General features: G+C 69.1%; 15 protein-coding genes. 3 read left to right on the top strand and 12 right to left on the bottom strand.

Translation table 11 applies throughout. The features are described 5' to 3' along the window. Nucleotides 1-309 precede the first annotated feature (309 nt). Nucleotides 310-1,929, top strand: a complete 1,620-nt coding sequence (locus tag FV223_RS10120) for a phosphoenolpyruvate carboxykinase (protein WP_147726920.1) — start codon at nucleotides 310-312, stop codon at nucleotides 1,927-1,929. Between the two features lie 60 nt (nucleotides 1,930-1,989). Here the strand turns inward: FV223_RS10120 and FV223_RS10115 are convergent, their stop codons facing one another. Then, nucleotides 1,990-3,171 carry a pyridoxal phosphate-dependent aminotransferase gene (locus FV223_RS10115; RefSeq protein WP_147726917.1) on the bottom strand — a complete coding sequence of 394 codons (1,182 nt, stop codon included), beginning with the start codon at nucleotides 3,169-3,171 and terminating at the stop codon, nucleotides 1,990-1,992. 110 nt (nucleotides 3,172-3,281) lie between these two features. After that, nucleotides 3,282-3,473: a hypothetical protein gene (locus tag FV223_RS10110; protein WP_147726916.1), complete on the bottom strand. Its 192-nt coding sequence runs from the start codon at nucleotides 3,471-3,473 to the stop codon at nucleotides 3,282-3,284. A 269-nt stretch (nucleotides 3,474-3,742) separates the two neighbouring features. On the opposite strand from FV223_RS10110, the gene FV223_RS10105 reads away from it, so the two are divergent. After that, nucleotides 3,743-4,018, top strand: coding sequence for a hypothetical protein (locus tag FV223_RS10105; RefSeq protein ID WP_147726914.1), 276 nt, complete (start codon nucleotides 3,743-3,745; stop codon nucleotides 4,016-4,018). Between the two features lie 22 nt (nucleotides 4,019-4,040). Here FV223_RS10105 and FV223_RS10100 read toward each other — a convergent pair whose 3' ends face one another. From FV223_RS10100 to FV223_RS10075, 6 genes are all read right to left on the bottom strand, one after another. After that, the gene (locus FV223_RS10100; RefSeq protein ID WP_147726912.1) at nucleotides 4,041-5,432 is read right to left on the bottom strand and encodes an ATP-binding protein; all 1,392 of its coding nucleotides are present in this window, start codon (nucleotides 5,430-5,432) and stop codon (nucleotides 4,041-4,043) included. Nucleotides 5,433-5,594: 162 nt separating this feature from the next. Continuing rightward, complete coding sequence (locus FV223_RS10095; protein WP_147726911.1) at nucleotides 5,595-5,804, bottom strand: hypothetical protein; 210 nt, start codon at nucleotides 5,802-5,804, stop codon at nucleotides 5,595-5,597. Between the two features lie 27 nt (nucleotides 5,805-5,831). Further along, complete coding sequence (locus FV223_RS10090) at nucleotides 5,832-6,095, bottom strand: hypothetical protein (RefSeq protein ID WP_147726909.1); 264 nt, start codon at nucleotides 6,093-6,095, stop codon at nucleotides 5,832-5,834. Between the two features lie 275 nt (nucleotides 6,096-6,370). Next, the gene (locus tag FV223_RS10085) at nucleotides 6,371-6,571 is read right to left on the bottom strand and encodes a hypothetical protein (RefSeq protein WP_147726907.1); all 201 of its coding nucleotides are present in this window, start codon (nucleotides 6,569-6,571) and stop codon (nucleotides 6,371-6,373) included. A 154-nt stretch (nucleotides 6,572-6,725) separates the two neighbouring features. Continuing rightward, nucleotides 6,726-7,088, bottom strand: a complete 363-nt coding sequence (locus FV223_RS10080) for a DUF6481 family protein (RefSeq protein WP_147726905.1) — start codon at nucleotides 7,086-7,088, stop codon at nucleotides 6,726-6,728. 228 nt (nucleotides 7,089-7,316) lie between these two features. Further along, nucleotides 7,317-7,526 (bottom strand): cold-shock protein, encoded by a 210-nt coding sequence (locus tag FV223_RS10075; protein ID WP_147726903.1) that lies wholly within the window; start codon nucleotides 7,524-7,526, stop codon nucleotides 7,317-7,319. A gap of 334 nt (nucleotides 7,527-7,860) precedes the next feature. Between FV223_RS10075 and FV223_RS10070 the strand changes: the two genes are divergently transcribed. Beyond that, complete coding sequence (locus FV223_RS10070) at nucleotides 7,861-8,082, top strand: hypothetical protein (protein ID WP_147726900.1); 222 nt, start codon at nucleotides 7,861-7,863, stop codon at nucleotides 8,080-8,082. Nucleotides 8,083-8,192: 110 nt separating this feature from the next. On the opposite strand, the gene FV223_RS10065 is transcribed toward FV223_RS10070, so the two are convergent. From FV223_RS10065 to FV223_RS10050, 4 genes are all read right to left on the bottom strand, one after another. Beyond that, on the bottom strand, nucleotides 8,193-9,083 hold the full coding sequence (locus FV223_RS10065; RefSeq protein ID WP_147726898.1) for an ABC transporter permease: 891 nt from the start codon (nucleotides 9,081-9,083) through the stop codon (nucleotides 8,193-8,195). 19 nt (nucleotides 9,084-9,102) lie between these two features. Beyond that, nucleotides 9,103-10,044: an ABC transporter permease gene (locus tag FV223_RS10060; protein WP_147726896.1), complete on the bottom strand. Its 942-nt coding sequence runs from the start codon at nucleotides 10,042-10,044 to the stop codon at nucleotides 9,103-9,105. Between the two features lie 211 nt (nucleotides 10,045-10,255). Beyond that, entirely contained in the window at nucleotides 10,256-11,521 is a 1,266-nt protein-coding gene (locus FV223_RS10055; protein WP_147726894.1) for an extracellular solute-binding protein, read from the bottom strand. 33 nt (nucleotides 11,522-11,554) lie between these two features. Further along, complete coding sequence (locus FV223_RS10050; protein ID WP_246689653.1) at nucleotides 11,555-11,749, bottom strand: TOBE domain-containing protein; 195 nt, start codon at nucleotides 11,747-11,749, stop codon at nucleotides 11,555-11,557. Between the last annotated feature and the right edge of the window lie 104 nt (nucleotides 11,750-11,853).

The raw sequence follows: 11,853 nt of genomic DNA, 5'->3' as shown, positions 1-11,853 counted from the left end.
GGTCGGGGCGGGAGCGCCCATGCGATACCGCCGAACGCGGCCGGGATGAAGGCGGCGTGGGGTCCCACGCGGCGGCGATGCGATGCGCTCGGGTGAACGGTTTCCGGCCCCCTGACAAGCGGCCCTCGTCTGTCCCCCTCCACCCTTCGTCCAAGTTGACGGCGAAAGCTTGCCGCCTATCCAAGACGAGCCGGGAGCGGCGAACCTGCGTGCGGCGGTCCTGTACGACCGCACGGACGCTCCCATGATCCGGCGCCTGGCGCGCCCGGAGCAGCGACGCGGCGCGAGCAGGGGCCCGGGAGAGAGACCTTGAGCAACATCGGCGATCATAACGCGGCCCACGGCGCGGAGGCGATCGGCCTGCGCAACCTGAAGGCCGTGCACTGGAACCTCGAGGCCCCGCGCCTCTACGAGGAATCCCTCGCCCGCGGCGAGAGCCGCCTGGCGCGCGGCGGCGCGCTGGTGGCGACCACCGGCAGCCATACCGGGCGCTCGCCCAAGGACAAGTTCGTTGTGCGCGACGCGAGCACCGAGAACGAGATCTGGTGGGAGAACAACGGCGCGATCACGCCCGACCAGTTCGGCGCCCTGCTCGCCGACTTCCAGGCCCACGCCGAAGGCCGCGAGCTGTTCGCGCAGGACCTCTACGGCGGTGCCGACCCGGCGCACCGGGTGAAGGCGCGGGTGTTCTCGGAATTCGCCTGGCACTCGCTCTTCATCCGCAACCTGCTGATCCGGCCGCCGCGCGCCGAGATCGCGGCCTACGTCCCGGACATGACGATCATCGACCTGCCGAGCTTCCAGGCCGACCCGGCCCGCCACGGCTGCCGCTCGAAGACCGTCATCGCCATCGACTTCACTCGCAGGATCGTGCTGATCGGCGGCTCGGCCTATGCCGGCGAGATGAAGAAGTCGGTCTTCACCTACCTGAACTACATCCTGCCGGGCGCCGGGGTGATGCCGATGCACTGCTCGGCCAACGCCGCCCTCGACGCCGAAGGCGGCTCGGCGATCTTCTTCGGGCTGTCGGGCACCGGCAAGACCACGCTCTCCAACGATTCCTCGCGCAAGCTGCTCGGCGACGACGAGCACGGCTGGAGTTCGGACGGGATCTTCAACTTCGAGGGCGGCTGCTACGCCAAGACCATCCGGCTCTCGCGCAACGCCGAGCCCGAGATCTACGCCACCACCGAGCGCTTCGGCACGGTGATGGAGAACGTGGTGATCGACCCCGAGACCCGGATCCCGGATTTCGACGACGCCTCGCTCACCGAGAACACCCGCTGCGCCTACCCGCTCGACTTCATCGCCAACGCCAGCGACACCGGCCGGGCCGGGCACCCGAAGAACATCGTGATGCTGACCTGCGACGCGTTTGGCGTGATGCCGCCGATCGCCAAGCTCACCGGTGCGGAGGCGATGTACCACTTCCTCTCCGGCTACACCGCCAAGGTCGCCGGCACCGAGCGCGGGCTGACCGGGCCCGAGGCGACGTTCTCGACCTGCTTCGGCGCGCCGTTCATGCCGCGCCACCCGAGCACCTACGGCAACCTGCTGCGCGACCTCATCGCCCGGCACGACGTCGATTGCTGGCTCGTCAACACCGGCTGGACCGGCGGCGGCGTCGGCACCGGGCGGCGGATGCCGATCCGCGTCACCCGCCGGCTGCTCACGGCGGCGCTCGACGGCTCGCTGTCGAAGACCGAGTTCCGGCGCGACCCGTATTTCGGCTTCGCGGTGCCGGTCTCGGTGCCCGGCGTCGAGCCGCACATCCTTCAGCCGGTGAAGACCTGGGCCAACAAGGCGGCCTTCGCCGAGACGGCGAACCGGCTCGTCGGCATGTTCAAGGAGAACTTCAAGCGCTTCGAGCAGCACGTCGACGCGGACGTGCGCGCGGCCGAGCCGAATGCGCAGGCGATGGCAGCCTGAGGGGCTCGGGTCTTCCCTCCCCCTTGCGGGGGAGGGAAAGGTACGCGTCCGACCGTCGCCTCAGCCCGGCTTGCGCTCGCTGAGGAACGTCTTCATCCGCTCGAGCGCGCGAAGGATGTTCTCGGCCGAGTTGGCGTAGGACAGGCGGATGTAGCCCTCGCCGTGCACGCCGAAATCCGGGCCGCCGATGACGGCGACGCCGGCCTCCTCCAGTAGGGTCGAGGCCAGGGCCTTGGCCTTCCAGCCGGTGCGGCCGACGTTCGGGAACGCGTAGAACGCGCCCTTCGGCACGATGCAGGATACGCCGGGCAGGTCGTTGAGGCCGTCGACCACGATCGTCCGCCGCCGGTCGAACTCGGCGACCATCTCGGCCACGCAATCCTGCGACCCGTCGAGGGCGGCGATGCCGGCCCACTGCGTCGCCGCGTTGACGCAGGAATGGGCGTTGACCGCGAGCTTGCGCGCCGCCTCGTAGAGCGGGTTCGGCCAGACCGACCAGCCGAGCCGCCAACCGGTCATCGCGTAGGTCTTCGAGGCGCCGTCGAGATAGATCAGCCGGTCCCGGATCGCATCGTACGTGAGCAGCGAGTGATGCGCCTGCCCGTCGTAGGTCATGGTGCCGTAGATCTCGTCCGACATCACCGCCACGCCGGGGTGGTCGGCGAGCCCCTTCACGAGGGCGTCGATCTCGGCCTTCGGGGTCACGCCGCCGGTCGGGTTGGCCGGCGAGTTGACGATGAGCAGCCGCGTCCTCGGCGTGATCAGCGCCAGGGTCTCCTCGGCCGAGAAGGCGAAGCCGTTGCCCTCGCGGATCGGCACCGGGACCGGCGTCGCGCCGGTGAACTCGATCATCGAGCGGTAGATCGGGAAGCCGGGGTCGGGATAGAGGATCTCGGCGCCGGGCTCGCCGAACATCAGGATCGCCATGAACATGGTGACCTTGCCGCCGGGCACGATCATCACGCTTTCGGGTGAGACCTCGACGCCGTGGCGCCGGTGGATGTCGCGGGCGACCGCCTCGCGCAAGGGAAGGATGCCGGTGGCCGGCGTGTAGCCGTGATGGCCGTCGCGCAACGCCTGGATGCCGGCCTCGACGATGTGGGCCGGGGTCGGCATGTCGGGCTGGCCGATCCCGAGATTGATGACGTCGCGCCCCTGGGCCGCCAGCGCGTTGGCCCGCGCGAGGACGGCGAAGGCGTTCTCCTCGCCGATGCGTCCGAAGGCCGGAACGATCTGCATCATGGAAACGCCCTCGTGATTCGCGCAGCCGAGCCTCGCGATTGCCCGGCGCGCCGTCCTGCCCGGAACGGAGCCTGCTCCCTGCACGCCGCGTGCCGGGAGGGACGCAGCGCTCAGTTCTTGGAGCGCTCGGCCAGCTTGCTCGCGCCGAACGACAGCGCCACGGCGATGACGGCCAGGATCACGAAGGTCTTCACGGACGCGTAGAACAGGGCCGGCTCGATGCCGGTGTCGGTGTAGAGCACGAGGCCGATCGCGGCGAGCGGCAGCGAGATCAGGATGAAAAGCGGAACGAGCGGGTTCATGAACGGCACTCAGGTCGTGCGGGGCGGCGGCGCAGCCCTCGCGCTTGGACGGATCGCTCGTCCTTAGCATCCCGGCGTGGCCGTGGGGACACCCGGCGCGCCGTTTTTTTGCCGCGCGATCGAGCCTGGCCGCAGCTCAGATCGACAAATATCGGCGGGGTGGCAACGCGGACATTTTTACGAGATCGATCGGCGTTGCTAAGAAAGACGCAAGTCTCGGCGTTTATGTTCGCCCCTAACAAGGGGAAACCGAATTGATGCGCTCACCTGTGTCGAAGCCGCGCTCGATCATGTCGGATCGCGCGCAGATTGACGCGCTGGTGCTGCAGATCGGCAGGCTGGTCCGTCATCGCGGCTACGTCCGTACGAACGTCGCCAGCGCGATGCTGCTCAAATATCTTCCCTCCGACGCCGGGTACGACTGGAGGGGCGAGGCAGGATTGCAGGTCCGTTTCCACGAGGCCGGCCTGGACCTGAAGACCCTGGAATACCTCCTCACGAGCGCCCGTCTCGAGATCACGCACATCCAGGAACGCGCCCGCTGACGAGCCTCGGGCGGCGCGGCCCTCACGCCGGCACCCGCACCGTCGCCCGCAGGCCGCCGAGCGGGCTGTCGTGGAGCGAGACGTCGCCGCCATGGGCACGGGCGATGTCGCGGGCGATCGACAGGCCGAGGCCCGAGCCGCCGGCATCCTGCCGCGCATCGTCGAGGCGCACGAACGGCTTGAACACCTCCTCGCGGCTCTCGAGCGCGATGCCCGGGCCGTCGTCGTCGATCGAGACGAAGAACGCCCGCGCCTCGGCCCGGCCGGAGATCGCCACCGTCTCGCCGTAGCGCGCGGCGTTGGCGGCGAGGTTGAACAGGCAGCGCCGGAACGCGTCCGGCCGGACGGTGACCGAGGGCGACCCGGCCAGCTCGAAATCCGAGACCTGGGCGCCCAGGCGCTCGACGTCGGTGCGCAGGTCTTCCAGCAGGGCGCGCATGTCGGTCGGCGCCGCGTTCTCGGCCGAATCACCGCGGGCGAAGGCGAGGTAGCCTTCCAGCATCCGGCTCATCTCGTCGACGTCGCGCAAGAGCTCGTCGATCTCCGGGGTCTGCTCGATCAGGGCGAGCGAGAGGCGGAACCGGGTGATGATGGTGCGCAGGTCGTGGCTCACGCCGTTGAGCATCGTCGTGCGCTGCTCCATCGCCCGCTCGATGCGGCGCTTCATCTCGATGAAGGCGTGGCCGGCCTGGCGGACCTCGCGGGCGCCGCGGGGGCGGAACTCGATCTCGCGGCCCTTGCCGAAGCCCTCCGCCACCGCGGCCAGCCGCAGGATCGGCTTGATCTGGTTGCGCAGGAACAGGATCGCCACGCCGAGCAGCACCATCGACGAGCCGATCATCCAGACCAGGAAGATGTGCGAGTTCGAGGCGTAGGCCTGCGAGCGGCGGGCGGTGATGCGCATCACCCCGTCGGGGATCGCGACGCGGATCTCGATCAGGTTCGAGCGCCCGACGGTGTCGATCCAGAACGGCCGGCCGATCTGCCGCTTCAGCTCGTCCGACAGCGCCTCGTCGAGGATCGAGAAGAACGGCCGCGGCCCCGGCGGCGGGATCTTGGCCCCCTTCAGGATGTCGAGGTCGAGGTTCAGCCGCTCGCCGGCGATGCGCGAGAGCGTCTCGGCGTCCTTGTCCTGGGGATAGACCTCGTAGATGTCGATCAGGGCCGCGACGTCGGCGGTGACGGCCGAGGACAGGCGCTTGGTCACCAGCTGCCAGTGCCGCTCCATGAAGGTGTAGGCGATCACCGATTGCAGCAGCACCACCGGGGCGATGATGATGATCAGCGAGCGGGCATAGAGCCCCTTCGGCAGCAGGTCGCCGATGGCGCGGGCAAGCCGCTTCCACAGGGTGCGCGGGCCGCCCAGCCGGCGCTGGGCCGGGCGACGCACGGCCGCGAGGTCCGGCGCGGTCATGCCGGGCACCGTGCAGGGCGGGGTGCTGTCGTGCCGGGGAATGTCGGGGCCGGCGGGAGGCGGCGCATCGGGCGAAGGTCCGGGCGGAGGCCCCGGAAGCGGGACGTCCGTCTTATGCCACTGCCGGCGCGCCACTCCAACGCGCGCTCGGTCCGACGCCGATCAGGATGCCGGCGCCGAGCAGCACGAGGCGGCCGTCAAGCCGTCCTCGCGCACCTCGTGCGTACCGGCCTCGGTGCTGCGGATCCGATAATTCGGCGCGCCCGCCTCGGCCGGCAACAGGCCGATCACCTCGAAGATGCGGTTGCCGTTTCGCGCCGCCGCGAGGTCGCGGCGACGCACGAGCTGCCCGAGATGAAACTTGTGGCCCATGTCGTGCTCTCCCACTGTCGCGCTCCCTTACGCGACGCGGGGCGGCTTCGGTTTCGCTTCGGGGATCGGCGAACGCGAGAGACTGAGGATCGTCCGCTGCGGACGCCCCGACTTCTGGGCGATCTCCTCGTCCTGCGCCGAGATCACCTCGCGGGCCGGCTCGTCGCCGTCGAGACCACCGAGGATCTCCATCGGGACGCGGCGGTTCGAGGCTTGCGAACCGTCCTCGTAGACCACGTCGAACAGCACGGAGCCTCGCTCCTGCGGCCTTTGCCTGGTGCGCTTACTCATTGCCTGCTTGGGGTTGGGGTCGACGTGAAACGCCGCCCAGGGATGGAACGGCTCCCGATCGATGGGCGGACCGGGGCGGGAGACGCCACCCGGCCCGTCAGCGGGAGCCGCATGCGGCTGGCGAGAAGGGCCTCGGCCGGCATCGAGGCTGAGATGGCGCAGGTCCGCGCGTTTGGCAACGCACGGCACGTCCGCGCGCCTTGCAGACGTCCGCGCGCGAGACGCCGAAGGCGTTGGGGCCGTGTGCGGCGACCGCTCGCAGCCGCCGTGGCGCATCAGCCGACGAGGGAGAGCTCGCTCTCGTTGGCGGCGCGCTCGCCGGCCGAGGACTTGATCCGGTAGCAGGGCTCGCCGGTCCGGTCCTCGGGCATCAGGCGGACGATCTCGCACAGCAGGCCCGAGGCGTCGTCCTTGACGGAGCCGAAGCCGCCGCGCGACTGACGGACACGCTGGCCGAGCTTGAACTTGTGGGACATCGTACATCACTCCTGATCGCCGCGACGCCGGCTGCCGGACCCGGGGCGGGTGCGACGTTCGAAGTGACGGATTCGGTTGGGTCGGGTGGCGCCGGCCCGCCCGCCGCGGCCTGAGCCGCGTCGGTCGGATCGTCGCCGGGGCTCGGCTGCGGGCCTACTTGCGCGCGCGCAGCTTGCGCGCCGCGAAGCGGGCGTCGCGTGCCTCTTTCTGCTCGGCGGCCAGGGCGGCCTGACGCTCGGCCTTCTCGGCGGCGATGCGCAGCACCTCGGCGGCCTCGAACTCGCGCTGGGCCTTCGCCTCGGCGACGCGCTGGATCTCGGCGGCGACCCGGGCGGCCTCGCGCTCCTTGTTGCGCTCCTCGCGGGCCTCGATCACGGCCTGACGCTCGGCCTGGCGGGCGACGACGGCGGGATCATCGGCGGCCGGCCGCGAACGATAGCGCGCCAGCATCGCTTCCCGCGCCTTCGCAGCGGTCTCGAGCCGGTCGGAGAACTGGTTGTCCTTGGATTGATTCACACAAGATCCTTATGCGCCACCGGCCCCATGCCGGCTGCGGTCAGACAGGTCGGACCGAATCGCAAGGCTCTCGGCCCATGACGCTCGGCGGATGGCGGCCGCCCCGCCGTGGCGGGACGCGGTCGGCGATGAGGCTCGCTCATCGCGATTCGGTCGCAACGCTCCGAAAACGCGCGAAGCCGTCCCGGGTGGGACGGCTTCGACGACGATCCGAGGCGAGCTCGGTGCTCAGGCGGCCTGGAGGCTGCCGGCGGACTGCTTGCCGCTACGACGGTCGGTCTCCATCTCGTAGGAGATCTTCTGGCCTTCGGTCAGGCCGCGCATTCCGGCGCGCTCCACAGCCGAGATGTGCACAAAGACGTCCTTGCCGCCGTCATCCGGCTGGATGAAGCCGAAGCCCTTCTGATCGTTGAACCACTTGACGGTGCCGGTGCTCATAGAAAATTCCGTATCTTATCAGTCGTCATAATTCGACCGGCGCATGTGAATCACGCGCCAGGTCGCGGGTCGTCGAAATGTGGGAGAAAATCAGCGCACGTCCATTACGGACGGAACGGCCGGATATCTGGCCAGAGATCGATGTTGTACTTTTTGCACACTCGGCGACATTTAGCAAACACCGCGTGCGACAAACACGAAAGCGCGCGTCTCGATCCGAGAACCGCACGGTGGGTCGACGGCAAATCGTTCGGCGGGAATGCGGGAAAGCGTGCTAGGCTCGGGTCATGCCCGCCACGCGCTCGTGCGGACGGTCTCTTCCTTCGAGGTGGACATGGCGCGCATCCCCGAGACCGGTGACTCCTCCGTCGTTTCGATGGCGGAATACGACAAGCGCGCCAAGCGGATCTCCGGAAACACGAGCGAGATCGCCGAGGACTTGAAGAAGAGCCGCCAGGCGACGAGCCTTCGCCTGATCGAGACCGCCGAGCGCAAGGCCTCGACCCCGCGCCTGACGCTCGTCGGCTCCGGCGAGGAGCCGGCCGGCACCGACTGATCGGCCCTTGGCGCGATCGGAGCGGCCGGACGTATCAGCAAGCCCGCGCGTCGCGTTCGCGGGGGCTGAACGTACGATCCCGAAGGCATCGCGCGATCGCGGACGAGCCGCTACGGCAGCGCTAGGCTGCGGCGGGCCCGGCGGCGCTGCAGCCACAGGCTCGCCGCGAGCGCCGTGCCGATCACCACGGCCGACACCGCCGTCGTCAGGCTTCCCAGCGCGTAGATCTCCGGCGTCGTCACCGTGGTGGTGAGACCCTGGAGCTCGAGCGGCAGGGTGTTGCGCCCGCCGATCGCCTGGCTGGTGCGGGCGAGCTCGTCGAAGGACAGGGTGAAGCCGAACAGGGCGACGCCGACCAGGGCCGGCGCCAGGATCGGGACCACGACGTGGCGCAGCGTCTGCGCTCCGGTCGCGCCGAGGTCGCGGGCGGCCTCCTCGTAGGCCGGATCGAACCGGTTGAAGACCGCGAACATGATGAGAAGGCCGAAGGGCAGCGTCCAGGTCAGGTGCGCCCCGAGCGCCGAGGTGTAGAGCCCCATGGCGGTGCCGTGGTCCTGCAGCCATCCCCAGCCGGTGGCGGCCGCCGAAGCGTTGATCGCGTCGTCGACCAGACGGAACTCGAGGCCGATCCCGAGGGAGACCACGATCGAGGGCACGATCAGGCTGGCGACCGCGATGGCGAACAGGGCGTTGGCGCCGCGAAAGCCCTTGCGGAAGGCGAGGCCCGCGAAGAACGCCAGGACGACGGTGAGCGCCATCACCACGAAGCCGAGGCGGAGCGAGCGCCCGAACGCCGCCCAGATGTCGACGATGCCGCCGCCGGCCCAGAGCTTGGCGAACCAGTGCGTCGAGACGCCGTTCATCGGAAACGTCAGGCCGCCCTGCGGACCCTGGAAGCTCAGCGCCAGGATCGTCAGGGTCGGGCCGTAGAGGAACAGCACGTAGAGCGCGAAGAACGCGGCCAGCGCGGCGAAGGCCAGGCCTCGGGGACGATCGCTCACGCCGAAGGCTCCGTCATGGTCAGAGTTCCCGCCGCAGGTCGATCACCCGGGTGAGCCCGAGGATCATCATCAGCACGGCGGCGAGCAGCACCACGGCGTTGGCGGCCGCGGCCGGGAACTGCAGGTACGACATCTGCACCTGGATCACCTTGCCGACCGACGCGATCTGCTGGCCGCCCATCACGCCGACGGTGACGAAGTCGCCCATCACGAGGGTGAGAACGAAGATCGTCCCGATGGCGATGCCCGGCTTGCACAGGGGAACGATCACGCTCCACAGCGTCTGCCACCCCGTGGCCCCGGCATCGTAGGCCGCCTCGATCAGCGACCGGTCGATCCGCGCCATGCTGTTGAAGATCGGCACGATCATGAAGACCGTGTAGAGGTGCACGAAAGCCAAGGTCACCGAGAAGTCCGAGTACAGCAGACCCTCGATCGGGCTCCCGATCACGCCCATCCCCTGTAGGGTGTCGTTGACGAGGCCGTTGCGCCCGAGCAGCGGAACCCACGAGATCATGCGGATCACGTTCGAGGTCCAGAACGGGATCGTGCACAGCAGGAACAGCCCCATCTGCACGGTGCGCGAGCGGACGTGGAAGGCGAGAAAGTACGCGACCGGGAACCCGATCAGCAGCGTGAAGGCCAGCGTCAGCGCGCAGAACTTGAGGGTCGAGAGATAGGTCCGCGCCGTGGTGCACGGGTCCGCGAGGTTGCCGCAGCCCTCGAACACGTCGCGGTAGTTCTGCAGCGTGAAGGCCGGGATGATCTCGTACTCGTTGTACTCCCAGAAGCTGACCATCAGCGTCAGCAGGAGCGGGATCGCGAGGAAGACCAGGAACACCAGCGCCATCGGCGCGGCCTGAAGATAGGCGAGGGGCCGCCGGCGGCGGGCCGGGGCGGCCTCGGCCCGAACCGAATTCGCCGGCACGTCGGCGAGGGCAGGAAGCGCAACGTCGCTCATCGCGAGCCCTCCGACCGATGCAGCGGGCGCCGTTCCCTTCCGCGTCCGCGGGCGACCGGTTCCACGGCGCCTGTCCTCGAATCGCGGGTTCCCTCTCCCGTTCGGGAGAGGGGGCAGGGCGGTGCTTCGAACGATCCGTGCATAGACGACATGCCGAAGTGCGTGAGCACCATGGCCTCGGCGAACGAAGGGTGCGGCGCAGCCATCGTCCTCACGCCGCGATGAACTCGTTCCACTTGCGGACCATGTAGGTGTTCTCGTCCATGACCGCGTTCCAGCAGGCGACCGCGCCCATGCGGGCCTCGAAGGAGCCGCCGTCGCGGGTGGCGCCGGCCTTCTCGAGCAGGCCGCCGTCGGGGCCGTGGATGTCCTTCTCGGCGGGCTTGCCCTCCATCCAGTAGGCCCACTCGTAGGGCTCCATCTGGGTCTTGGCGGTCTCGGGCACGGCGGAATAGTAGCCCTGGCGGTTGAGGTAGGCGCCGGCCCAGCCGGAGAGGAACCAGTTGACGAAGTCGTAGGCCGCGTCGAGCTTGCGGCCGGTCAGCGTCTTCGGCAGGCCGAAGCCCGTGGCCCAGGCGCGGTAGCCTTCCTTCAGCGGCTGATAAGTGCAGGCGACCCCCTGCGTGCGCACCTTGGTGACGGCGGGCGACCACATCGACTGGATCACCGTCTCGCCGGACGCCATCAGGTTCACGGATTCGTTGAAGTCCTGCCAAAAGGCGCGGAACTGGCCGGCGCGCTTGGCCTCGATCAGCAGCTTGATCGTGCGGTCGATCTCCGCCTTCGTCATGTTGCCCTTGTCGGCGTAGGTGTAGTCGCCGGTGGCCTCCACCACCATCGCCGCGTCCATGATGCCGATGGAGGGGATGTTGAGAATCGAGGCGCGGCCCTTGAACTCGGGGTTCAGCAGCTCCTTCCAGCTGGTGATCGGGCGCTTAATCAGGTCCGGGCGGATGCCGAGCGTGTCGGCGTTGTAGGTCGTCGGGATCAGGGTGATCCACTCGGTCGGCGACGACGCGAAGGTCTTGCCCGTCTGGCCTTCGAGGTAGAACACCTTCTTCGGCGCGGTGCCCTGGTCGCCGATCGCCTTACCGGCGATCTCGCCCTTGGTAAAGATCGGGGTGATCTTGTCGGCGTTCTTGATCCGGCGCGCATCCATGCCGAGGATGTTGCCCGAGGGGACGATCTTCTTCAGGCTGAAGAACTCGGTGTCGATCAGGTCGAAGGAGTTCGGCTGCGTCACCGCGCGCTTCGTCACCTCGTCGGTGACGACCGGGATGTACTCGATCGTGATCCCGAGATCCTCCTTCACCTTCCGGGCGATGTCGCCGGACTGGTTCACGGCGGTGCCGAGGTAGCGCAGCGTCACCGGCTCGGCCGCGTGGACGGCGGGAAACCCGGTGATCGGCCCGGCCGCGAGGGCGGTGCCGGCTCCCTGGAGCAGCGTGCGCCGCGTGAATCTGATGCCGTTGGTCATCGTCGTCCCTTTCTTTTCTTGATGCCGGTCGCGTCAGGCGTCCAGGCGGTGCGCGGCGGCGGGGTCCCAGCCGAGCGCCACGCGGTCGCCCGGCGCCAGCGGACGGCCGGCGAAGGTCGCGTCGTCCACGACCGCGCTCAGCCCGCCCGGCTCGGTCATCCCGTCCGCCTCGAGCGCCACCTGCACGCTGGCGCCCTGGTACTCGACCGCGAGGACGCGGGCCTGCACGGCGCCGTCCGTGCACGGCGCGCTGCTTCAGGTCCTCCAGCGCTCGCTCTCCGCCCCGGCGGAGCGGGACGATGCGCATCCCGACGGCACGGCGGTGCAGCGGG

Origin of the sequence: Methylobacterium sp. WL116, assembly GCF_008039455.1 — a bacterium.
Taxonomy (GTDB): Bacteria; Pseudomonadota; Alphaproteobacteria; order Rhizobiales; family Beijerinckiaceae; genus Methylobacterium.
Note: the sequence above shows the minus strand (reverse complement) of the source record. Positions and strands in the feature narration are given on the sequence as shown.

What these genes read in the sequence shown, in the direction of transcription:
- FV223_RS10115 (WP_147726917.1), bottom strand. Translation starts at nt 3,171, where the DNA reads ATGATGCAGATCGTTCCGGCCTTCGGACGCATCGGCGAGGAGAACGCC.
- FV223_RS10110 (WP_147726916.1), bottom strand. Translation starts at nt 3,473, where the DNA reads ATGAACCCGCTCGTTCCGCTTTTCATCCTGATCTCGCTGCCGCTCGCC.
- FV223_RS10100 (WP_147726912.1), bottom strand. Translation starts at nt 5,432, where the DNA reads ATGACCGCGCCGGACCTCGCGGCCGTGCGTCGCCCGGCCCAGCGCCGG.
- FV223_RS10095 (WP_147726911.1), bottom strand. Translation starts at nt 5,804, where the DNA reads ATGGGCCACAAGTTTCATCTCGGGCAGCTCGTGCGTCGCCGCGACCTC.
- FV223_RS10090 (WP_147726909.1), bottom strand. Translation starts at nt 6,095, where the DNA reads ATGAGTAAGCGCACCAGGCAAAGGCCGCAGGAGCGAGGCTCCGTGCTG.
- FV223_RS10085 (WP_147726907.1), bottom strand. Translation starts at nt 6,571, where the DNA reads ATGTCCCACAAGTTCAAGCTCGGCCAGCGTGTCCGTCAGTCGCGCGGC.
- FV223_RS10075 (WP_147726903.1), bottom strand. Translation starts at nt 7,526, where the DNA reads ATGAGCACCGGCACCGTCAAGTGGTTCAACGATCAGAAGGGCTTCGGC.
- FV223_RS10070 (WP_147726900.1), top strand. Translation starts at nt 7,861, where the DNA reads ATGGCGCGCATCCCCGAGACCGGTGACTCCTCCGTCGTTTCGATGGCG.
- FV223_RS10060 (WP_147726896.1), bottom strand. Translation starts at nt 10,044, where the DNA reads ATGAGCGACGTTGCGCTTCCTGCCCTCGCCGACGTGCCGGCGAATTCG.
- FV223_RS10055 (WP_147726894.1), bottom strand. Translation starts at nt 11,521, where the DNA reads ATGACCAACGGCATCAGATTCACGCGGCGCACGCTGCTCCAGGGAGCC.